Annotated in this window: 22 protein-coding genes, 1 tRNA gene and 3 rRNA genes; all 26 read right to left on the bottom strand. The window is 37.6% G+C overall.

Going from position 1 to position 23,131, the window contains the following annotated elements; genetic code table 11:
• Positions 1–248: 248 nt before the first annotated feature.
• The 26 genes from HVS_RS16025 to HVS_RS16150 all read right to left on the bottom strand — a co-directional run bounded on the left by HVS_RS16025 (position 249) and on the right by HVS_RS16150 (position 22,902).
• A complete protein-coding gene (locus HVS_RS16025; protein WP_101303950.1) occupies positions 249–596 on the bottom strand; it encodes a hypothetical protein in 348 nt (115 codons plus the stop codon).
• Positions 554–1,234: a hypothetical protein gene (locus tag HVS_RS16030; RefSeq protein WP_101303952.1), complete on the bottom strand. Its 681-nt coding sequence runs from the start codon at positions 1,232–1,234 to the stop codon at positions 554–556. Before HVS_RS16030 ends, HVS_RS16025 begins: the two co-directional genes overlap by 43 nt.
• On the bottom strand, positions 1,231–1,608 hold the full coding sequence (locus HVS_RS16035) for a hypothetical protein (protein WP_101303954.1): 378 nt from the start codon (positions 1,606–1,608) through the stop codon (positions 1,231–1,233). The genes HVS_RS16030 and HVS_RS16035 overlap by 4 nt, the downstream gene beginning before the upstream one ends.
• Positions 1,557–1,979: a hypothetical protein gene (locus HVS_RS16040; RefSeq protein WP_101303956.1), complete on the bottom strand. Its 423-nt coding sequence runs from the start codon at positions 1,977–1,979 to the stop codon at positions 1,557–1,559. Before HVS_RS16040 ends, HVS_RS16035 begins: the two co-directional genes overlap by 52 nt.
• Before the next feature lie 22 nt (positions 1,980–2,001).
• A complete protein-coding gene (locus HVS_RS16045) occupies positions 2,002–2,724 on the bottom strand; it encodes a copper amine oxidase N-terminal domain-containing protein (protein WP_207654788.1) in 723 nt (240 codons plus the stop codon).
• A 190-nt stretch (positions 2,725–2,914) separates the two neighbouring features.
• Entirely contained in the window at positions 2,915–3,928 is a 1,014-nt protein-coding gene (locus HVS_RS16050; protein WP_101303960.1) for an Rpn family recombination-promoting nuclease/putative transposase, read from the bottom strand.
• A gap of 260 nt (positions 3,929–4,188) precedes the next feature.
• Positions 4,189–4,533 (bottom strand): hypothetical protein, encoded by a 345-nt coding sequence (locus HVS_RS16810; protein WP_101303962.1) that lies wholly within the window; start codon positions 4,531–4,533, stop codon positions 4,189–4,191.
• Complete coding sequence (locus HVS_RS16815; protein WP_101303964.1) at positions 4,491–5,171, bottom strand: hypothetical protein; 681 nt, start codon at positions 5,169–5,171, stop codon at positions 4,491–4,493. The genes HVS_RS16810 and HVS_RS16815 overlap by 43 nt, the downstream gene beginning before the upstream one ends.
• A complete protein-coding gene (locus HVS_RS16820) occupies positions 5,168–5,545 on the bottom strand; it encodes a hypothetical protein (protein WP_101303954.1) in 378 nt (125 codons plus the stop codon). Before HVS_RS16820 ends, HVS_RS16815 begins: the two co-directional genes overlap by 4 nt.
• The gene (locus HVS_RS16070) at positions 5,494–5,916 is read right to left on the bottom strand and encodes a hypothetical protein (protein WP_101303956.1); all 423 of its coding nucleotides are present in this window, start codon (positions 5,914–5,916) and stop codon (positions 5,494–5,496) included. Before HVS_RS16070 ends, HVS_RS16820 begins: the two co-directional genes overlap by 52 nt.
• Before the next feature lie 22 nt (positions 5,917–5,938).
• On the bottom strand, positions 5,939–6,832 hold the full coding sequence (locus HVS_RS16075) for a copper amine oxidase N-terminal domain-containing protein (RefSeq protein ID WP_159063477.1): 894 nt from the start codon (positions 6,830–6,832) through the stop codon (positions 5,939–5,941).
• 119 nt (positions 6,833–6,951) lie between these two features.
• On the bottom strand, positions 6,952–7,929 hold the full coding sequence (locus tag HVS_RS16080; RefSeq protein ID WP_101303968.1) for an Rpn family recombination-promoting nuclease/putative transposase: 978 nt from the start codon (positions 7,927–7,929) through the stop codon (positions 6,952–6,954).
• 319 nt (positions 7,930–8,248) lie between these two features.
• Positions 8,249–8,995, bottom strand: coding sequence for a copper amine oxidase N-terminal domain-containing protein (locus HVS_RS16085; RefSeq protein ID WP_159063478.1), 747 nt, complete (start codon positions 8,993–8,995; stop codon positions 8,249–8,251).
• Positions 8,996–9,114: 119 nt separating this feature from the next.
• Positions 9,115–10,116 carry an Rpn family recombination-promoting nuclease/putative transposase gene (locus tag HVS_RS16090; RefSeq protein WP_101303972.1) on the bottom strand — a complete coding sequence of 334 codons (1,002 nt, stop codon included), beginning with the start codon at positions 10,114–10,116 and terminating at the stop codon, positions 9,115–9,117.
• Between the two features lie 260 nt (positions 10,117–10,376).
• Positions 10,377–10,721, bottom strand: coding sequence for a hypothetical protein (locus HVS_RS16095; RefSeq protein ID WP_101303974.1), 345 nt, complete (start codon positions 10,719–10,721; stop codon positions 10,377–10,379).
• Positions 10,679–11,950 carry a hypothetical protein gene (locus HVS_RS16100; RefSeq protein ID WP_101303976.1) on the bottom strand — a complete coding sequence of 424 codons (1,272 nt, stop codon included), beginning with the start codon at positions 11,948–11,950 and terminating at the stop codon, positions 10,679–10,681. Before HVS_RS16100 ends, HVS_RS16095 begins: the two co-directional genes overlap by 43 nt.
• On the bottom strand, positions 11,899–12,321 hold the full coding sequence (locus tag HVS_RS16105; protein ID WP_101303956.1) for a hypothetical protein: 423 nt from the start codon (positions 12,319–12,321) through the stop codon (positions 11,899–11,901). The genes HVS_RS16100 and HVS_RS16105 overlap by 52 nt, the downstream gene beginning before the upstream one ends.
• Before the next feature lie 22 nt (positions 12,322–12,343).
• Entirely contained in the window at positions 12,344–13,330 is a 987-nt protein-coding gene (locus HVS_RS16110; RefSeq protein WP_101303978.1) for a copper amine oxidase N-terminal domain-containing protein, read from the bottom strand.
• A gap of 761 nt (positions 13,331–14,091) precedes the next feature.
• Positions 14,092–14,208 (bottom strand): 5S ribosomal RNA (gene rrf / locus HVS_RS16115).
• Between the two features lie 104 nt (positions 14,209–14,312).
• Positions 14,313–17,225, bottom strand: a 23S ribosomal RNA gene (locus HVS_RS16120).
• A gap of 226 nt (positions 17,226–17,451) precedes the next feature.
• Positions 17,452–17,527: transfer RNA gene (locus tag HVS_RS16125), tRNA-Ala, on the bottom strand.
• Positions 17,528–17,747: 220 nt separating this feature from the next.
• Positions 17,748–19,271: ribosomal RNA gene (locus tag HVS_RS16130) — 16S ribosomal RNA — on the bottom strand.
• The 16S, 23S and 5S rRNA genes sit together here with 1 tRNA gene alongside, the layout of an rRNA operon.
• Positions 19,272–19,785: 514 nt before the next feature.
• Complete coding sequence (locus HVS_RS16135) at positions 19,786–20,637, bottom strand: polysaccharide deacetylase family protein (protein WP_159063479.1); 852 nt, start codon at positions 20,635–20,637, stop codon at positions 19,786–19,788.
• Positions 20,638–20,973: 336 nt separating this feature from the next.
• The gene (locus HVS_RS17425; RefSeq protein ID WP_101303982.1) at positions 20,974–21,495 is read right to left on the bottom strand and encodes a methyl-accepting chemotaxis protein; all 522 of its coding nucleotides are present in this window, start codon (positions 21,493–21,495) and stop codon (positions 20,974–20,976) included.
• A complete protein-coding gene (locus HVS_RS17430) occupies positions 21,458–22,459 on the bottom strand; it encodes a HAMP domain-containing protein (protein WP_159063480.1) in 1,002 nt (333 codons plus the stop codon). The genes HVS_RS17425 and HVS_RS17430 overlap by 38 nt, the downstream gene beginning before the upstream one ends.
• An 8-nt stretch (positions 22,460–22,467) precedes the next feature.
• Entirely contained in the window at positions 22,468–22,902 is a 435-nt protein-coding gene (locus HVS_RS16150; protein WP_159063481.1) for a hypothetical protein, read from the bottom strand.
• Between the last annotated feature and the right edge of the window lie 229 nt (positions 22,903–23,131).

The following is a 23,131-nucleotide window of genomic DNA, read 5'->3' on the forward strand; positions in this document are numbered from 1 at the left end:
ATACTACAAAATGGTTGTATAAAGCTAGGAGGAAAAATGTTTTTCTATGTTTATTGCCTTTTTTATGATTTTTGCTTTTTTATTTTATTTCCTTAAATTAGTTTGAAAGACGTTTTGCGCCACTTTTAAGGAAAACTTATTCATCCGGAATTTATCCAGATAAAAAATAGCTGCCACCTAAAAAGTGACAGCTATTTTTTAGACAAGTATTTAAATTGTCTTACTATTATTTGTTGTCTTCTCGTTTTTTAGTTGTTTGTATCATCATGCATAGAACCTTTTACTGTAATAATAATTTCATCCAAAGGTACTATTCCTTTTAAAGTGCCTAATGAATTGTATGCATTATTTATGCTTGTAAAATTATTACTTGCAAGGTTTATATCCGCCATCCATACCCTTATGTAATACTCTCCGTCAGGCATGTGTGCATGGGTATAAAAATTTATATTGTCTTTGTTCACTTTAATTGTGATTTCCGTAGTCTCGGTTATTTTGTACATGCTCTGGCCTTCTTTTACATATTCCCTGTATTTAAAATTATCCCTGCTGTCTAAAGTACCTGATTCACTGTAGCCTTTATGTGGCACATCCATCTTATCACGTCAAAAGTATAAGGTTCACTCTGCCATAAAAGTCTCTTTTGCAAGTACATGTTTCCGTTGTTCTCTATTTTATTTTCAAAACTTGGTGGTTTTAAATCCTTTTTGCCGTTATATATGTAGGCATTTATAAATATTCTATCACTTCCTGGATTAAACGGCGCCTTTGCCACTCCTTCAACTTCTATTTCATCTTCGTCATACAGACCGGTATCTCTTTTGTAAACATATGTCCTTCTTACCTCTCCACCGTATGTAAATTCCCCGTCTAAAACTTTGGGTTTTCTAGGATCAGGTAAATTAAGCCACTTCTTCTTTAAAGGGTCATCTCCAAAAACAGGTCTTTCAACAGTTGCCGTTACATCAGGGTTTAATACTATTGTATCACTGTTTTCACTAACACTGATTTTCTTTGGGCTGTATGATTTGAATAGTTTAATGCCTTTTAATATTTGAGAATCTTTTTGTTCTATGTTTAAGCTTCCTGTAGCAAGGCTTCCTTTTTTCCATTCCCCCCGTGGTTTAGTTAAATGGGCGGTGATGTCTTCACCTTCAGCTAAAGGAAAGCGTATTTTTCTTGACAGTGCATTATATGGTAAATCAAATGTCCTTTCTGTTTCATATTTTTTCACTTTTTATCTATAATTTCCCACTCATAGTTTGTTTTTATTTCTTCTTCAAAGGTGGAATTAACTACGACACTTACTAAAACTTCGCTGTCTTTTACAGCACCTGAAGGTATTTCTTCAAAATTTGCAGACAGATCATTTCCCGGTGCGTAAAAGGTCAGTACAATCGGATAGTCAAAACGAAAGCCCACAGCCCCGCCATTTTTAAATGTTCCTGAACCAACGGAGCATTCATCGGAAACATATACCTTTCCTCCGCATACAAGTTTAAATCCCTCTACAAGATGCCCTGAAGAATCTTTTATTTGTGAAGGGGCAATTGCTCCTAGTTCCTGTATTGGTCTTCTGTTGTCGGATTTTTTAAAGTTGTCGAACAAACCACCTTTAAATCTTCAGTTTTAATCAACTTCTCATACAGCTCAGAATCCAGTTCATATTCAAATTTAAACTCTCCTTTAATAGCATCTGCTAAAGTATTTTCATTAAGTAAATCACGATTTAAAGAAGTATCATAAATCCTTATATCTTTATATATCCAATAACCTCCGCTACTATGCCACATTTCAATATACTCTTCAAATTTAATAGGCTCACCTATACGTCCGACCTTTGGCACATCATCTACTCCATCTATTAAAATTTCTATATTTACACTATTACCCAGTGCTTTTGCATAATTATCTAATAACAATACACCAACAATTATAAAAGCAATGAATATTATTATAAAAATACCTTTTATTTTCACTAATATTTTCACCTACCTTCTTTTACCATTGAAACATTTTCTCAAAGTTAAAAGAATCGGTATAAGATATTTGTGGAATTGAACTTGATTCCGGAACAAAAGCCACCCTTCTGTCGTTGCCGTCACTTAAAGTGCCATCTATAACATATGCAATTTCTAATATCCCTAAATCCTCATTTATATCCTTATTAAGTACCGAAATTGTTATACCAAAACTATCAATATCATTTATATTTATCAATCCTGTTGTATCCTTTTTAAAAGAACCTTCATTAGGTATAAGATATTCTTTACGAGCAGTTAAAGTTGAAAAATTTCGCCTTCCTCCGCTTTTGAGGTTTATACCTATCCCCACTGCCCACTCAAATTCCTCCGGTATTTCAGGATACTCACCTACAATATAATACCTGCCGTTTTCTTTCACAAAAGCTAACTGGTCTGCCATCTTTAATAAAAACTCCTGGGACTTCTCTATTGTCATCCTTCCAAATTCATCAACATCTGTTGCAGGATTAAAGGCAATGCCGTCATAATACCTTATTTCCCCCTCTTCAGGACTTGGAGTTGGCACAGTTCCTCCTGTTGTTATATACACCGTCCTTATGGAAGCATTCCACTCAACATTTGCACCTAGTACCTCACTTACAAACCTTACAGGTACAAATGTCCTGTCTTCCAATAAAAGCACAGTTGTGTCCATTTCCATTGTCTTGCCGTTAACTGTATACTCTGATTTACCTACCACCAAAGTTATTTTATTTCTTCCCTAATAAAGGGCTGAGCATCCGGAAAGTTTATCCTACTGCCGTTTACCACCACACAAAGAAATATTCATACGGCAGTTCCTCTTCATTCCCTCTTTTAAACAAAAAATATAGGGGAACTATTCCCCTTCTCTTTGCTTTTAGAATACTTTTGACATACTTATAAAATTTTTATTTTGTCCTTTCAATTTCTTCCTTTAGTTTCTTTACTATTTCAATATCCAATTCGGTAATACTTGCTACAAAGTCTATGTCTGCCCCCTTCTCCAAGGCTGATTTCGCAACTTTCAATACCCCTTCTTTTATTCCCTTTTGTAATCCTTCTTCTATCCCCTTTTGTATTCCCTTTTGTATTCCTTCTTCTATTCCCTTTTCCATAGCTTTTTGAGTCATTTCGTCAATTGTATTGGCAAGATTGTAAACCATATTTTCCACCTCCGTTGGTCTCGATTTTTCCAGTATGTCATCTATCTTAAAACGCAATTCCTCTGATATCCTCGGCTTTAATATCCATTTTAGCCAACCTTTAAATAAACCAAATTCCTCTTCCGACAGGTCCCCTAATATCTCTATCATTTTTACCAATCTGTCTTTTAGCTGTTCAGAATCTATTTTCTGGTCCAATAGAAATACTCCTGATATAAGGTTTGCAAGTCCCAGCAGTTCCTCTTCCTCATATCTGTTTACATCAAACAATATATAATTAAAATCTAATACATGATTTGAAAATATTTCACTGCCATCAAGCATTTCCCTAAAACTTCTGCATACCGTCCAATTATTTACTCCATTGTACAGTACAATAGGTACTATACAGGGAAGTTTAAAACCCTTTCGCTCTGCCTCATGATGCTCAGTGTTTTTTAGTATATCACGCCATATCTCTATCATGTAGAACAACAGTCTTAGCGGCATTTGATAATCAACTGATGATTGCAGTTCCAACAAGCAATAAAATATTACGTTCCTACCCTTTATCTTTAACCTATATACTATATCCGATTCTTTTTCCTTAAAATCCTGCAGAACATAACTTTTATTTATAAGCATAACCTGACTTTCATCTATTTCCTTTACCCAGTCTTCTTTTACAAAACTTCTCAACAGTTGAATAAAGGTCTTTTTATGCGTCAATAAATGCTTGTAGCCCAGGTCATGTTCCTTATTTATCCTTCCTTCCGGCATTTTTTACTCCTCTTTTTCCTTTTATTATAGTATATCATTTTTTAACTATTGTGAAAATATCATAAAGCTATTTCCATTCCCGTACCTGTCTTTTTTCCTGATAAGCTACCATATTAAAACTTATGTACTTACAAAAAATACCCATGTATTTTAATATTGATAAATAGTAAAATATCATCTCTTACAAAAAGAACAACTGCCGCCTAAAAGCAACAGTTATCCTTTTTAGCAAAATATTTAACCAATTGTTCACCTTTCAATTAATTTGTATCATCATACATGGAGCCTTTTACTGTAATAATAATTTCATCCAAAGGTACTATTCCTTTTAAAGTGCCTAATGAATTGTATGCATTATTTATGCTTGTAAAATTATTACTTGCAAGGTTTATATCCGCCATCCATACCCTTATGTAGTACTCTCCGTCAGGCATATGTGCATGGGTATAAAAATTTATATTGTCTTTGTTCACTTTAATTGTGATTTCCGTAGTCTCGGTTATTTTGTACATGCTCTGGCCTTCTTTTACATATTCCCTGTATTTAAAATTATCCCTGCTGTCTAAAGTACCTGATTCACTGTAGCCTTTATGTGGCACATCCATCTTATCACGTCAAAAGTATAAGGTTCACTCTGCCATAAAAGTCTCTTTTGCAAGTACATGTTTCCGTTGTTCTCTATTTTATTTTCAAAACTTGGTGGTTTTAAATCCTTTTTGCCGTTATATATGTAGGCATTTATAAATATTCTATCACTTCCTGGATTAAACGGTGCCTTTGCCACTCCTTCAACTTCTATTTCATCTTCGTCATACAGACCGGTATCTCTTTTGTAAACATATGTCCTTCTTACCTCTCCACCGTATGTAAATTCCCCGTCTAAAACCTTGGGTTTTCTAGGATCAGGTAAATTAAGCCACTTCTTCTTTAAAGGGTCATCTCCAAAAACAGGTCTTTCAACAGTTGCCGTTACATCAGGGTTTAATACTATTGTATCACTGTTTTCACTAACACTGATTTTCTTTGGGCTGTATGATTTGAATAGTTTAATGCCTTTTAATATTTGAGAATCTTTTTGCTCTATGTTTAAACTTCCTGTAGCAACACTTCCTTTTTTCCATTCCCCCCGTGGTTTAGTTAAATGGGCGGTAATGTCTTCGCCTTCAGCTAAAGGAAAGCGTATTTTTCTTGACAGTGCATTATATGGTAAATCAAATGTCCTTTCTGTTTCATATTTTTTCACTTTTTATCTATAATTTCCCACTCATAGTTTGTTTTTATTTCTTCTTCAAAGGTGGAATTAACTACGACACTTACTAAAACTTCGCTGTCTTTTACAGCACCTGAAGGTATTTCTTCAAAATTTGCAGACAGGTCATTTCCCGGTGCGTAAAAGGTCAGTACAATCGGATAGTCAAAACGAAAGCCCACAGCCCCGCCATTTTTAAATGTTCCTGAACCAACGGAGCATTCATCGGAAACATATACCTTTCCTCCGCATACAAGTTTAAATCCCTCTACAAGATGCCCTGAAGAATCTTTTATTTGTGAAGGGGCAATTGCTCCTAGTTCCTGTATTGGTCTTCTGTTGTCGGATTTTTTAAAGTTGTCGAACAAACCACCTTTAAATCTTCAGTTTTAATCAACTTCTCATACAGCTCAGAATCCAGTTCATATTCAAATTTAAACTCTCCTTTAATAGCATCTGCTAAAGTATTTTCATTAAGTAAATCACGATTTAAAGAAGTATCATAAATCCTTATATCTTTATATATCCAATAACCTCCGCTACTATGCCACATTTCAATATACTCTTCAAATTTAATAGGCTCACCTATACGTCCGACCTTTGGCACATCATCTACTCCATCTATTAAAATTTCTATATTTACACTATTACCCAGTGCTTTTGCATAATTATCTAATAACAATACACCAACAATTATAAAAGCAATGAATATTATTATAAAAATACCTTTTATTTTCACTAATATTTTCACCTACCTTCTTTTACCATTGAAACATTTTCTCAAAGTTAAAAGAATCGGTATAAGATATTTGTGGAATTGAACCTGATTCCGGAACAAAAGCCACCCTTCTGTCGTTGCCGTCACTTAAAGTGCCATCTATAACATATGCAATTTCTAATATCCCTAAATCCTCATTTATATCCTTATTAAGTACCGAAATTGTTATACCAAAACTATCAATATCATTTATATCTATCAATCCTGTTGTATCCTTTTTAAAAGAACCTTCATTAGGTATAAGATATTCTTTACGAGCAGTTAAAGTTGAAAAATTTCGCCTTCCTCCGCTTTTGAGGTTTATACCTATCCCCACTGCCCACTCAAATTCCTCCGGTATTTCAGGATACTCACCTACAATATAATACCTGCCGTTTTCTTTCACAAAAGCTAACTGGTCTGCCATCTTTAATAAAAACTCCTGGGACTTCTCTATTGTCATCCTTCCAAATTCATCAACATCTGTTGCAGGATTAAAGGCAATGCCGTCATAATACCTTATTTCCCCCTCTTCAGGACTTGGAGTTGGCACAGTTCCTCCTGTTGTTATATACACAGTCCTTATTGAAGCATTCCACTCAACATTTGCACCTAGTCCCTCACTTACAAACCTTACAGGTACAAATGTCCTGTCTTCCAACAAAAGCACAGTTGTGTCCATTTCCATTGTCTTGCCGTTAACTGTATACTCTGATTTACCTACCACCAAAGTTATTTTATTTCTTCCCTGTTCTATAGTGACCGTCTTTGTTTTGCCGTCCCATCCTACATCTGCTCCCAATGCCTCACTTACAAATCTTACAGGTACCTGTGTACGTCCATTTTCATCAATAAAGGGCTGAGCATCCGGAAAGTTTATCCTACTGCCGTTTACCACCACACAAAGAAATATTCATACGGCAGTTCCTCTTCATTCCCTCTTTTAAACAAAAAATATAGGGGAACTATTCCCCTTCTCTTTGCTTTTAGAATACTTTTGACATACTTATAAAATTTTTATTTTGTCCTTTCAATTTCTTCCTTTAGTTTCTTTACTATTTCAATATCCAATTCGGTAATACTTGCTACAAAGTCTATGTCTGCCCCCTTCTCCAAGGCTGATTTCGCAACTTTCAATACCCCTTCTTTTATTCCCTTTTGTAATCCTTCTTCTATTCCCTTTTCCATAGCTTTTTGAGTCATTTCGTCAATTGTATTGGCAAGATTGTAAACCATATTTTCCACCTCCGTTGGTCTCGATTTTTCCAGTATGTCATCTATCTTAAAACGCAATTCTTCTGATATCCTCGGCTTTAATATCCATTTTAGCCAACCTTTAAATAAACCAAATTCCTCTTCCGACAGGTCCCCTAATATCTCTATCATTTTTACCAATCTGTCTTTTAACTGTTCAGAATCTATTTTCTGGTCCAATAGAAATACTCCTGATATAAGGTTTGCAAGTCCCAGCAGTTCCTCTTCCTCATATCTGTTTACATCAAACAATATATAATTAAAATCTAATACATGATTTGAAAATATTTCATTGCCATCAAGCATTTCCCTAAAACTTCTGCATACCGTCCAATTATTTACTCCATTGTACAGTACAATAGGTACTATACAGGGAAGTTTAAAACCCTTTCGCTCTGCCTCATGATGCTCAGTGTTTTTTAGTATATCACGCCATATCTCTATCATGTAGAACAACAGTCTTAGCGGCATTTGATAATCAACTGATGATTGCAGTTCCAACAAGCAATAAAATATTACGTTCCTACCCTTTATCTTTAACCTATATACTATATCCGATTCTTTTTCCTTAAAATCCTGCAGAACATAACTTTTATTTATAAGCATAACCTGACTTTCATCTATTTCCTTTACCCAGTCTTCTTTTACAAAACTTCTCAACAGTTGAATAAAGGTCTTTTTATGCGTCAATAAATGCTTGTAGCCCAGGTCATGTTCCTTATTTATCCTTCCTTCCGGCATTTTTTACTCCTCTTTTTCCTTTTATTATAGTATATCATTTTTTAACTATTGTGAAAATATCATAAAGCTATTTCCATTCCCGTACCTGTCTTTTTTCCTGATAAGCTACCATATTAAAACTTATGTACTTACAAAAAATACCCATGTATTTTAATATTGATAAATAGTAAAATATCATCTCTTACAAAAAGAACAACTGCCGCCTAAAAGCAACAGTTATCCTTTTTAGCAAAATATTTAACCAATTGTTCACCTTTCAATTAATTTGTATCATCATACATGGAGCCTTTTACTGTAATAATAATTTCATCCAAAGGTATTATTCATTTATATCCTTATTAAGTACCGAAATTGTTATACCAAAACTATCAATATCATTTATATCTATCAATCCTGTTGTATCCTTTTTAAAAGAACCTTCATTAGGTATAAGATATTCTTTACGGGCAGTTAAAGTTGAAAAATTTCGCCTTCCTCCGCTTTTGAGGTTTATACCTATCCCCACTGCCCACTCAAATTCCTCCGGTATTTCAGGATACTCACCTACAATATAATACCTGCCGTTTTCTTTCACAAAAGCTAACTGGTCTGCCATCTTTAATAAAAACTCCTGGGACTTCTCTATTGTCATCCTTCCAAATTCATCAACATCTGTTGCAGGATTAAAGGCAATGCCGTCATAATACCTTATTTCCCCCTCTTCAGGACTTGGAGTTGGCACAGTTCCTCCTGTTGTTATATACACCGTCCTTATGGAAGCATTCCACTCAACATTTGCACCTAGTACCTCACTTACAAACCTTACAGGTACAAATGTCCTGTCTTCCAATAAAAGCACAGTTGTGTCCATTTCCATTGTCTTGCCGTTAACTGTATACTCTGATTTCCCTACCACCAAAGTTATTTTATTTCTTCCCTGTTCTATAGTGACCGTCTTTGTTTTGCCGTCCCATCCTACATCTGCTCCCAATGCCTCACTTACAAATCTTACAGGTACCTGTGTACGTCCATTTTCATCAATAAAGGGCTGAGCATCCGGAAAGTTTATCCTACTGCCGTTTACCACCACACAAAGAAATATTCATACGGCAGTTCCTCTTCATTCCCTCTTTTAAACAAAAAATATAGGGGAACTATTCCCCTTCTCTTTGCTTTTAGAATACTTTTGACATACTTATAAAATTTTTATTTTGTCCTTTCAATTTCTTCCTTTAGTTTCTTTACTATTTCAATATCCAATTCGGTAATACTTGCTACAAAGTCTATGTCTGCCCCCTTCTCCAAGGCTGATTTCGCAACTTTCAATACCCCTTCTTTTATTCCCTTTTGTAATCCTTCTTCTATTCCCTTTTGTATTCCTTCTTCTATTCCCTTTTCCATAGCTTTTTGAGTCATTTCGTCAATTGTATTGGCAAGATTGTAAACCATATTTTCCACCTCCGTTGGTCTCGATTTTTCCAGTATGTCATCTATCTTAAAACGCAATTCTTCTGATATCCTCGGCTTTAATATCCATTTTAGCCAACCTTTAAATAAACCAAATTCTTCTTCCGACAGGTCCCCTAATATCTCTATCATTTTTACCAACCTGTCCTTTAACTGTTCAGAATCTATTTTCTGGTCCAATAGAAATACTCCTGATATAAGGTTTGCAAGTCCCAGCAGTTCCTCTTCCTCATATCTGTTTACATCAAACAATATATAATTAAAATCTAATACATGATTTGAAAATATTTCATTGCCATCAAGCATTTCCCTAAAACTTCTGCATACCGTCCAATTATTTACTCCATTGTACAGTACAATAGGTACTATACAGGGAAGTTTAAAACCCTTTCGCTCTGCCTCATGATGCTCAGTGTTTTTTAGTATATCACGCCATATCTCTATCATGTAGAACAACAGTCTTAGCGGCATTTGATAATCAACTGATGATTGCAGTTCCAACAAGCAATAAAATATTACGTTCCTACCCTTTATCTTTAACCTATATACTATATCCGATTCTTTTTCCTTAAAATCCTGCAGAACATAACTTTTATTTATAAGCATAACCTGACTTTCATCTATTTCCTTTACCCAGTCTTCTTTTACAAAACTTCTCAACAGTTGAATAAAGGTCTTTTTATGCGTCAATAAATGCTTGTAGCCCAGGTCATGTTCCTTATTTATCCTTCCTTCCGGCATTTTTTACTCCTCTTTTTCCTTTTATTATAGTATATCATTTTTTAACTATTGTGAAAATATCATAAAGCTATTTCCATTCCCGTACCTGTCTTTTTTCCTGATAAGCTACCATATTAAAACTTATGTACTTACAAAAAATACCCATGTATTTTAATATTGATAAATAGTAAAATATCATCTCTTACAAAAAGAACAACTGCCGCCTAAAAGCAACAGTTATCCTTTTTAGCAAAATATTTAACCAATTGTTCACCTTTCAATTAATTTGTATCATCATACATGGAGCCTTTTACTGTAATAATAATTTCATCCAAAGGTATTATTCCTTTTAAGGTACCCAGCAAATTATATGCATTATTTATGCTTGTAAAATTATTACTTGCAAGGTTTATATCCGCCATCCATACCCTTATGTAGTACTCTCCGTCAGGCATATGTGCATGGGTATAAAAATTTATATTGTCTTTGTTCACTTTAATTGTGATTTCCGTAGTCTCGGTTATTTTGTACATGCTCTGGCCTTCTTTTTCATATTCCCTGTATTTAAAATTATCCCTGCTGTCTAAAGTACCTGATTCACTGTAGCCTTTATGTGGCACATCCATCTTATCACGTCAAAAGTATAAGGTTCACTCTGCCATAACAGTCTCTTTTGCAAGTACATGTTTCCGTTGTTCTCTATTTTATTTTCAAAACTTGGTGGTTTTAAATCCTTTTTGCCGTTATATATGTAGGCATTTATAAATATTCTATCACTTCCTGGATTAAACGGTGCCTTTGCCACTCCTTCAACTTCTATTTCATCTTCGTCATACAGACCGGTATCTCTTTTGTAAACATATGTCCTTCTTACCTCTCCACCGTATGTAAATTCCCCGTCTAAAACCTTGGGTTTTCTAGGGTCAAGCAAATTAAGCCACTTTTTATTTAAAGGGTCATCTCCAAAAACAGGCCTTTCCACAGTTGCCGTTACATCAGGGTTTAATACTATTGTATCACTGTTTTCACTAACACTGATTTTCTTTGGGCTGTATGATTTGAATAGTTTAATGCCTTTTAATATTTGAGAATCTTTTTGTTCTATGTTTAAGCTTCCTGTAGCAAGGCTTCCTTTTTTCCATTCCCCCCGTGGTTTAGTTAAATGGGCGGTGATGTCTTCACCTTCAGCTAAAGGAAAGCGTATTTTTCTTGACAGTGCATTATATGGTAAATCAAATGTCCTTTCTGTTTCATATTTTTTCACTAAGTGTATTGCAAAAGACTCGGAGTCCAAAATATTATTATTAAGATATTTTTCCAAAGGTTCTTGTCCGTTTTCATTTATTTTAAACTGTATTCTTACATCACTTTCCGGCATTTTAAAAATTGCATAAAAGAGTGCTTCTCCTCCTGCCGGTATTTTTACTTCTCCCTGTTTTTCAGAAGCATTTCCTAAAAACTCAGCATTTATTTTATTGCCTTTTTTATCTATAATTTCCCACTCATAGTTTGTTTTTATTTCTTCTTCAAAGGTGGAATTAACTACGACACTTACTAAAACTTCGCTGTCTTTTACAGCACCTGAAGGTATTTCTTCAAAATTTGCAGACAGATCATTTCCCGGTGCGTAAAAGGTCAGTACAATTGGATAGTCAAAACGAAAGCCCACAGCCCCGCCATTTTTAAATGTTCCTGAACCAACGGAGCATTCATCGGAAACATATACCTTTCCTCCGCATACAAGTTTAAATCCCTCTACAAGATGCCCTGAAGAATCTTTTATTTGTGAAGGGGCAATTGCTCCTAGTTCCTGTATTGGTCTTCCGTTGTCGGATTTTTTAAAGTTGTCGAACAAACCACCTTTAAATCTTCAGTTTTAATCAACTTCTCATACAGCTCAGAATCCAGTTCATATTCAAATTTAAACTCTCCTTTAATAGCATCTGCTAAAGTATTTTCATTAAGTAAATCACGATTTAAAGAAGTATCATAAATCCTTATATCTTTATATATCCAATAACCTCCGCTACTATGCCACATTTCAATATACTCTTCAAATTTAATAGGCTCACCTATACGTCCGACCTTTGGCACATCATCTACTCCATCTATTAAAATTTCTATATTTACACTATTACCCAGTGCTTTTGCATAATTATCTAATAACAATACACCAACAATTATAAAAGCAATGAATATTATTATAAAAATACCTTTTATTTTCACTAATATTTTCACCTACCTTCTTTTACCATTGAAACATTTTCTCAAAGTTAAAAGAATCGGTATAAGATATTTGTGGAATTGAACCTGATTCCGGAACAAAAGCCACCCTTCTGTCGTTGCCGTCACTTAAAGTGCCATCTATAACATATGCAATTTCTAATATCCCTAAATCCTCATTTATATCCTTATTAAGTACCGAAATTGTTATACCAAAACTATCAATATCATTTATATCTATCAATCCTGTTGTATCCTTTTTAAAAGAACCTTCATTAGGTATAAGATATTCTTTACGAGCAGTTAAAGTTGAAAAATTTCGCCTTCCTCCGCTTTTGAGGTTTATACCTATCCCCACTGCCCACTCAAATTCCTCCGGTATTTCAGGATACTCACCTACAATATAATACCTGCCGTTTTCTTTCACAAAAGCTAACTGGTCTGCCATCTTTAATAAAAACTCCTGGGACTTCTCTATTGTCATCCTTCCAAATTCATCAACATCTGTTGCAGGATTAAAGGCAATGCCGTCATAATACCTTATTTCCCCCTCTTCAGGACTTGGAGTTGGTACAGCCCCTCCCGTTGTTATATACACAGTCCTTATTGAAGCATTCCACTCAACATTTGCACCTAGTCCCTCACTTACAAACCTTACAGGTACAAATGTCCTGTCTTCCAACAAAAGCACAGTTGTGTCCATTTCCATTGTCTTGCCGTTAACTGTATACTCTGATTTACCTACCACCAAAGTTATTTTATTTCTTCCCTGTTCTATAGTGACCGTCTTTGTTTTGCCGTCCCATCCTACATCTGCTCCCAATGCCTCACTTACAAATCTTACAGGTACCTGTGTACGTCCATTTTCATCAATAAAGGGCTGAGCATCCGGAAAGTTTATCCTACTGCCGTTTACCACCACACGAAGAGGTATTTTTGCAGCAAAAATATTTACTGTAAGTATTGTGGTTATCACCGTTATTAGTACCAGTATAGAAGTAATCTTTTTCATTTTTTCCAAACCTCCATATGAATTTTTTAAAAGAATATACTTGTATATTAAAAAATTTTGAATTTCTTGCTTTTAGAATTTAAATGTATTTATTATCATCTAATGTTTTTATCGTATCATTTGTGGTTTTTGTTTACATTTTTATATACTCTTATATTCTCTCTTTCACTAATTAATATATTTCTTAAAATATTCTCCGTGTTTATCTGATAGTTCCTACGTAAGTTTCTTTTCTTTCGGTATCTCTGCCACGCTTGCCTTCGTTACACTATATGTTACTGTATTTCTTTATCCCTTTATTTGCAACTAAATCCCTTCTCTCAATTTCTTTTTTGTTTTTTATACCAATTTATATTATATATTACTAACGGACAGTTTTCACTTGTTTTTAATTTTTAAATTTCTATAGAAAGTACGGCTACCTCCTCTTTTAAGAATTACACCTATTTTAAAACTCCTTATGAATTATTTCAGACTTTGCAAAGAATATTTTCTCATAAAGTGCTTTTTTAGGATTCTAAAGACTATAAATGAATTGAAACCTTCTGAACACATTGTGATATGTATCTGTTTTCATCAAGTAATACTTTAATATGCTTATCTTTTTCTAAAGTGATTGTGTCTTTTTAAAATATATTCTAAATACTATAATTTGTCAAAAATCATTGTGTTTTCTCTTTTTACACTTAAAATTTATGAATACTATAGATAAAAATAAATAAAACAAGACTCTGAGAAATCAACTCAGAGTCTTGATATAAATCTGGCAGCGACCTACTTTCCCAGGACGTCTCCATCCAAGTATCATCGGCACTGAGGAGCTTAACTTCCGTGTTCGGTATGGGAACGGGTGTGTCCTCCTCGTTATAGCCACCAGAAAATTGTAAACTTTTTAAGGATATACCCTCAAAATTATATAATGTAATGAAGCTTTTAAGAAGCTCTTCACTCACTAAGCTACAGTAAAAGACTCTCCTTTTTCTTGATCAAGCCCTCGACCTATTAGTACCAGTCAGCTAAATGCATTACTGCACTTGCACACCTGGCCTATCTACCATGTAGTCTTCATGGGGTCTTAACCGTAAACGGTGGGATATCTCATCTTAGGGGGGGCTTCACGCTTAGATGCCTTCAGCGTTTATCCCTTCCAAACTTAGCTACCCAGCTGTGCCACTGGCGTGACAACTGGTGCACCAGAGGTTTGTCCATCCCGGTCCTCTCGTACTAAGGACAGCTCCCTTCAAATATCCTACGCCCACGACAGATAGGGACCGAACTGTCTCACGACGTTCTGAACCCAGCTCGCGTACCGCTTTAATTGGCGAACAGCCAAACCCTTGGAACCTACTCCAGCTCCAGGATGCGATGAGCCGACATCGAGGTGCCAAACCTCCCCGTCGATGTGGACTCTTGGGGGAGATAAGCCTGTTATCCCCAGGGTAGCTTTTATCCGTTGAGCGACGGCAATTCCACTCTCATACCGCCGGATCACTAAGCCCTACTTTCGTACCTGCTCGACCTGTCTGTCTCGCAGTCAGGCTACCTTATGCCTTTGCACTCAATGCACGATTTCCAACCGTGCTGAGGTAACCTTTGGACGCCTCCGTTACCTTTTAGGAGGCGACCGCCCCAGTCAAACTGCCCACCTGACATTGTCCCAAGACCGGATTCACGGCCTCTGGTTAGAGCTTCAGCATCCTTAGAGTGGTATCCCAACGACGGCTCCATATATACTGGCGTACATACTTCTATGCCTCCCACCTATCCTGTACAAAGAATACCAAAACCCAGTATCAGGCTACAGTAAAGCTCCATGGGGTCTTTCCGTCTTGTCGCGGGTAACTCGCATCTTCACGAGTACTACAATTTCACCGGGTGCGTTGTCGAGACAGCGCCCAAATCATTACGCCTTTCGTGCGGGTCAGAACTTACCTGACAAGGAATTTCGCTACCTTAGGACCGTTATAGTTACGGCCGCCGTTTACTGGGGCTTAGGTTCACTGCTTCGCTCTAAGCTAACAGATCCCCGTAACCTTCCAGCACCGGGCAGGCGTCAGCCCCTATACTTCATCTTTCGATTTAGCAGAGACCTGTGTTTTTGATAAACAGTTGTTTGGGCCTACTCTCTGCGGCCTGTCTTACCAGGCACCCCTTCTCGCGAACTTACGGGGTCAATTTGCCGAGTTCCTTAACAACGCTTCTCCCGCTCGTCTTAGGATTCTCTCCTCACCTACCTGTGTCGGTTTGCGGTACGGGTACCTCTGCTCTCGATAGTGGCTTTTCTTGTCAGTGCGGAATCAGTTACTTCGGTACTTATATTTCCCTCCCCATCAGGACTTCGAAACAACCGGCGGATTTGCCTACCGGCCTATCTACCTCCCTTGGACGAGCTCTTCCAGCCGCTCGCTTAACCTATCCCCCTGCGTCCCCACTTCTCTTAACGAACAGCGGTAGTACAGGAATTTCAACCTGTTCCCCATCGCCTACGCCTTCCGGCCTCAGCTTAGGTCCCGACTTACCCTGGGCGGACGAACCTTCCCCAGGAAACCTTAGGCTTTCGACGGTAAAGATTCTCACTTTACTCTCGCTACTCATTCCGGCATTCTCACTACTGTACCGTCCACATGTCCTTCCGATCATGCTTCTGCCAGTACAGTACGCTCCCCTACCCCTTGTGCTCTCACACAAAGCCACAGCTTCGGTACACAGTTTAAGCCCCGGACATTTTCGGCGCAGGTTCACTCGACTAGTGAGCTATTACGCACTCTTTAAATGAATGGCTGCTTCTAAGCCAACATCCTAGTTGTCTTAGCAAACCCACATCCTTTTCCACTTAACTGCGATTTTGGGACCTTAGCTGGTGGTCTGGGTTGTTTCCCTCTCGACTATGAAACTTATCTCACATAGTCTGACTCCCAAGGAACATCTATACGGCATTCAGAGTTTGATAGGGTTCGGTAACCCGGTAAGGCCCCTAGCCCAATCAGTGCTTTACCTCCGTTAGACTACCTTGAGGCTAGCCCTAAAGCTATTTCGAGGAGAACCAGCTATCTCCGAGTTCGATTGGCATTTCACCCCTATCCACAGGTCATCCCAAACCTTTTCAACGGTTCCGGGTTCGGTCCTCCGCGAGATTTTACTCTCGTTTCAACCTGCCCATGGATAGATCACCCGGTTTCGGGTCTACTGCATGTAACTTAATCGCCCTATTAAGACTCGGTTTCCCTGCGGCTCCGTACCTTTAGTACTTAACCTCGCTACATACAGTAACTCGCCGGACCGTTCTACAAAAAGTACGCTGTCGAGCCTTAACGCTCTCCAACTGCTTGTAAACATAGGGTTTCAGGTTCTCTTTCACTCCCCTCCCGGGGTTCTTTTCACCTTTCCCTCACGGTACTGCTCCACTATCGGTCACCAGTTAGTATTTAGCCTTGGAAGGTGGTCCTCCCTGCTTCCCACAAGGTTTCACGTGCCTCGTGGTACTCTGGATTCTGGCCTGTCTCTTCACTTTTCGCATACGGGACTTTTACCCTCTATGGTCCAGGCTTTCCAGCCTGATTCTGCTAAGCTCCGAGAATCATTATGCCAGTCCACAACCCCATACTAGCAAGCTAGTATGGTTTGGGCTCCTCCGCTTTCGCTCGCCACTACTCACGGAATCTCTGTTGATTTCTTTTCCTGTGGGTACTTAGATGTTTCAGTTCCCCACGTATCGCCCTATTGCACTATGGATTCATGCAATAGTACCTGAGCATTTACCTCAGGTGGGTTCCCCCATTCGGAAATCTGCGGGTCAATGGCTGTTTGCGCCTAACCGCAGCTTATCGCAGCTTACCACGTCCTTCTTCGCCTTCTGGTGCCTAGGCATTCACCCTATGCTCTTAATAGCTTGACCTATTCGGTTCTCGTAAAGTTCTTGCCTCTTACCATCTTAATGAGTTTCCTAAGAGTCTTTTGCACCCCTTAAAGTTTTATACTTTAAAGTATGCTCTTTACCCTTTTGCTTCTCATTTCGCTTCACTTACATTATATAATTTTCAAGGTACATATACCAGAAGCTAGATGTTAGATGTTAGAAGTCGGATGTCCACACTTCTTATCTCTCACTTCTAACCTCTATTTGGTGGAGATAAGGAGATTCGAACTCCTGACCCCCTGCTTGCAAGGCAGGTGCTCTCCCAACTGAGCTATATCCCCGTTTAAATACCAGAACTTGGATTTATAGCATGCCTTCATTAACCATGCTAAAACATAACTCCTTTATCCTGCTTCCGGTTTTCAAAGGTTGGAAACCTTTGAAAACTAAACAGTGTAACTTCTGGAATGAACCCGTTATACTAAAAGCACTTGGCTTCTAGACCGACCTAGGATACTGTCTCCGGAATTCTATTCTTCCGAAGAACTAAGTTCTCCTTAGAAAGGAGGTGATCCAGCCGCACCTTCCGATACGGCTACCTTGTTACGACTTCACCCCAATCATCAGCCCCACCTTCGGCAGCGTCCCCCTTGCGGTTAGACTACTGACTTCGGGTGTTGCCGACTCTCATGGTGTGACGGGCGGTGTGTACAAGGCCCGGGAACGTATTCACGGCAGTATGCTGACCTGCCATTACTAGCAATTCCGACTTCATGCAGGCGAGTTTCAGCCTGCAATCCGAACTGGGGCTGCTTTTAGGGATTTGCTCCACCTCGCGGCTTCGCTGCCCTCTGTAGCAACCATTGTAGTACGTGTGTAGCCCAGGACATAAGGGGCATGATGATTTGACGTCGTCCCCACCTTCCTCCGATTTGTCACCGGCAGTCTCGCTAGAGTGCCCACCTCTACGTGCTGGCAACTAACGACAGGGGTTGCGCTCGTTGCGGGACTTAACCCAACATCTCACGACACGAGCTGACGACAACCATGCACCACCTGTCTCCTTGCCCCGAAGGGAAACTGTATTTCTACAGCGGTCAAGGGATGTCAAGCCCTGGTAAGGTTCTTCGCGTTGCTTCGAATTAAACCACATACTCCACTGCTTGTGCGGGCCCCCGTCAATTCCTTTGAGTTTCAGCCTTGCGGCCGTACTCCCCAGGTGGGATACTTATTGTGTTAACTACGGCACAGAAGGGGTCGATACCTCCTACACCTAGTATCCATCGTTTACGGCGTGGACTACCAGGGTATCTAATCCTGTTTGCTCCCCACGCTCTCGCGCCTCAGCGTCAGTTGCTGTCCAGAAAGTCGCCTTCGCCACTGGTGTTCCTCCTAATCTCTACGCATTTCACCGCTACACTAGGAATTCCACTTTCCTCTCCAGCACTCAAGAGACACAGTTTCAGATGCAGTGCCGAGGTTGAGCCCCGGAATTTCACATCTGACTTGCATCCCCGCCTACACGCCCTTTACACCCAGTAATTCCGGATAACGCTCGCCACCTACGTATTACCGCGGCTGCTGGCACGTAGTTAGCCGTGGCTTGTTCTTTGGGTACCGTCATTTTTCTTCCCCAATCAAAGAAGTTTACAACCCGAAGGCCTTCTTCCTTCACGCGGCGTCGCTGCGTCAGGGTTCCCCCCATTGCGCAATATTCCCCACTGCTGCCTCCCGTAGGAGTCTGGGCCGTGTCTCAGTCCCAATGTGGCCGGCCAACCTCTCAGTCCGGCTACCGATCGCTGCCTTGGTGAGCCATTACCTCACCAACTAGCTAATCGGACGCGGGCCCATCTTACACCGGATTTCTCCTTTGATCATTTCATGATGCCATAAAATGATGTTATGCGGTATTAGCACTGGTTTCCCAGTGTTATCCCCCTGTGTAAGGCAGGTTACCCACGCGTTACTCACCCGTCCGCCGCTAGGTCTACAGTGCAGCAAGCTGCTCCGTATACCCCGCTCGACTTGCATGTGTTAGGCACGCCGCCAGCGTTCATCCTGAGCCAGGATCAAACCCTCTAATAAAAATTTATCCGTAAAGTCAGCTCGCGCTAACTCCACTATTTTCATTAGAAAATTTATCCAGCTCTTACGCTTCTTATCCATGAATTACTCCATGCTTCTTGGCAAGAGTACTCAAATGAATTAACGGATTTCATTTCCATGTTACACTGTTCACTTTTCAAAGTCCAACCTTGCTTTAGGCGCTCTTTTCAAAGAGCAGCTTTTATATGTTATCACGCTGCACTTATTATGTCAATACTTTTTTTAAAACTTTTTTAAAATTTTTTAATACTTCTTTTAAAAAAAGGCTTTTTCTAATGTCTGTCGTGACATTCATAAACAACAGCTATATCAATATATCAAACTTAGCCGCATAATATCAACCGGTCTTTACCGTCATTTATCACTGTTAATTTAATTTGTATCCCTTTATCTCGACTATACTCATTTTTTATACTTCATATTAAACAATGCTCCCTTAAGGATTCACGATATATAAATTCACCTTTAGAACATAAAATCACTTTATATAAAATCATCTTCCGTCAGAGATATTAATAAGTTCAGGCACAGTTACAAATTCAACCCCGTCCCTTTGAAGTGCAGGGATTATTCTATCCAGTGACTGCACTGTCCCTAAAAGGTCCATTGTCCAATGACCTCCGTCATGCATAAGTATAATTGCTCCAGGGTGGATATTACTTAAAACGTTTTTTTCTATTTGTTCGGGTGAAAGCTGCATCCAGTCTAATGAGTCCACTGACCAGCCTATAGCTGAGTATCCCATTTCATTAAGCTTCTCAACCAGTTCTTCATCTAATGACCCATAAGGAGAACGGAACAGGCTTGGTCTGTATCCTAATATTTCATTTAATACATTTTCCGTTTCCTTAACCTCCCACTCCAATCTTTTTACTCCCTCTTTAGTAAGGTTAGGATGCCAATAAGTATGATTTCCCACAGCATGTCCCTCTTTGACTATTCTCTCTGTTATGCTTCTATGTGCAGCTGCCCTTGCCCCGATTAAAAAAAATGTAGCCTTGGCATTATATTTTTTTAAAACATCAAGAATTTGAGGGGTATATCTGGGGTCCGGTCCGTCATCAAAAGTAAGTGCAACTTTTTTTACTGTAAGTGAACCCCTGAGGGCTAAAACATCAGGATATTTTAATTGAAGTACATTATTTGATATAGGATGGGGTTCTCTTCCCTCTATTTCTGAACCGCCCTCTAATTTCATCATCTCAATTTGTTCGTCTGTTAAATTAATCCACTGTCCTGTACGGGGTATATCATTTATATCAGGCGGTTCTTCTAATTCCAAAGGATTTTGTTGTGCCTGATACTTGCACGCTGAAAGTACTGCAAGTGTTACTGTTAATCCCATAATTAAAATACAACAAAAATATCTTTTAAAAGATAATTTGCTCTTCAAAGTCTCATCCTCCACTAAAATTGATAATATATACTTTATAAAATTTAATAATACATACCTTATTATTAATTTTAGTGGAGAAAATTATTACTTAAGATTAATTTACCACTATATTTCCTTTTGGTAGTAGATTATTTTAATTTTTAGATTAATCAATTATTATATTATTTACTTAATTATTTGCTTATTAAATTACTTCTGACACTTAATTTAAATATTTAATTTTATTTTTGTTTTAGCATTTGACTTGCTTTTACCATATAGAATAACTTGCTTTTACTTTTACTCCTAAACCTTAAAAACTGATATCAACTCACTAAGCTTTTTAGACATTTCGTCTAAATTCTTTGATAATTTTGATAATTCTTCTGATGATGCCACCTGCTCCTGGGTTGTTGCTGAAACTTCTTCAGCTATTGATGCAGTTTCCTGGGCTATGGCAGATATATTTGATATGGAGTCTAAAACATTTTCTTTGGAATTAAGGGCACTTTTTATTGATCGTGACACATTATCCACACGTTCCATTAATTTTTCCATTGACTCATATATGGATTTCAATGAAGCGTCTGTCTCCCTGACAATACTCATCTGCTCTTCCACATATTTATTTGCATTGTGTGCAACCTTTGTAGTCTCGCTGGTTTTTTGAAGAATATCATCAATTATAAATTTAATTTCCTTAGATGATTCTTTAGACTGGTCTGCCAGCTTTTTTACCTCATTTGCAACCACAGAAAACCCTCTTCCTGCTTCCCCTGCCTTTGCCGCCTCAATGGAAGCATTTAATGAAAGAAGGTTGGTCTGCAATTGTGGATATGGTCTTTGTTATTTTTACTATTTGCTCCATGTCCTTGCTCAAATTATTGATATTATTTATAACCTTATCTGATGCACGGCTGGTTTGGGATGCTTTTTCATTTAAAGTCTTAACTACACCCAGTGAATTCTGACTCAGTTTCTTTGTTCCATTTGCTGTTTCAGCAACAAATTTCATATCTTCCTCTACTTTGTTGATATCATCTGCTAAAATATTAATGCTTTCAACTCCATCTGCCAAATTTTCAGCCTGATCACTTGCTCCTATAGCCACCTGGTTCATTACTTCGCTAATTTGCCTTGAAGAAATTTTGGACTGTTCAGAAGAGTTATTAACCAGTATTGAATGATTTGTAACCTTTTGAGAAAGATTTCTAACTTCCAGAATTAGCTTACGGATGTTTTCTATCATATGGTTAAATCCTCTTACCACATCCCCTATTTCATCCTTGCCGTCATCCTCTATACTGTAAGTTAAATTTCCCTCTTTAGCCTTATTAATTAATTTTTCCATATTGCCAAGAGGAAAGGATATACTTATGGATATAAGGAATGCAAATAATATTGAGAAAACTATACATATGCTGATAAAGAAAAAGACAGAGTTTCTTATGCCGTTGGCTTCTTCATTAATATATGAATAGGGTATTTTCCCCACCAAAATCCAGTCCGTTCCCTCAATATATTTATAAGAAACCATATAACCGTTATAATCAAAACTTTCTGATGCTGCACTTTCTTCTTTAATTATTTTGTTTATAAAATCTTTATCTTCAAGGGTTTTTCCAAGTTGTCTCATCTCCCTATTTGAAATGTATCTTCCCTCAGAGTCAATTATAAATAAATCTGCTCCTTCCCCTAAATTTATATTTTTATATACATCTAAAAACCTTTCATTCCTAAGTCCTACAATCATATAGGCAAGTTTTTTGCTTGTTGAAATATTATTTATCATCTTAATATTTACCAAGTGTAAAGATTCCCCTTGCTCAATAGATGTCCATACAGGCTTTCCCCCGCCTCTTTCAGCAATTTTTTTATCATATCAATATTTTCTATTAAAAATTTGTTTAAGTTTTGATTTACTGAATAGTGAATCATTTCATCTTCTAAAAATATTGAACCAAAGTTGACAGTTTTATGCGAAGCAAGTCTTCTGTTAAATATATCCCTTAAATCAGAACTTGCCTTGTATTTTTGGTATTCTTCCCCGCTTCCATCTATAATTTTCAGCGCATCCTGAACATCCTTTGAATTGGATATTTCTATAGCATAATTGCTGTGTTTTTCCAATTCTGAAAACAGGTTATTTTCAGCCTGTTCAACAATTTGTTTAGAATACATTTCTATTTTAGCTTCTATGGATTTTTTTGATAAATTGTAAGAAAAATAACCCAAAAAAAACCAAAGGCACTATTGAAAGAATAAGAAATGATATCATCAATCTGAATCTAACTTTTATTTTTCTAAAAATGCCTATAATCTTTAATATAATTTTCTTGTACCAATTTTTTAGCACTATATTTTCACCTCTAGTTTTTACAAATACGCTTTTTCCAGCTTTTCCATATAATTATTTATATATTGTTCTATTTATAAAGATTATCGGCATATTTAGTTTTTTTAT

Source organism: Acetivibrio saccincola, from assembly GCF_002844395.1.
GTDB lineage: Bacteria > Bacillota > Clostridia > Acetivibrionales > Acetivibrionaceae > Herbivorax > Herbivorax saccincola.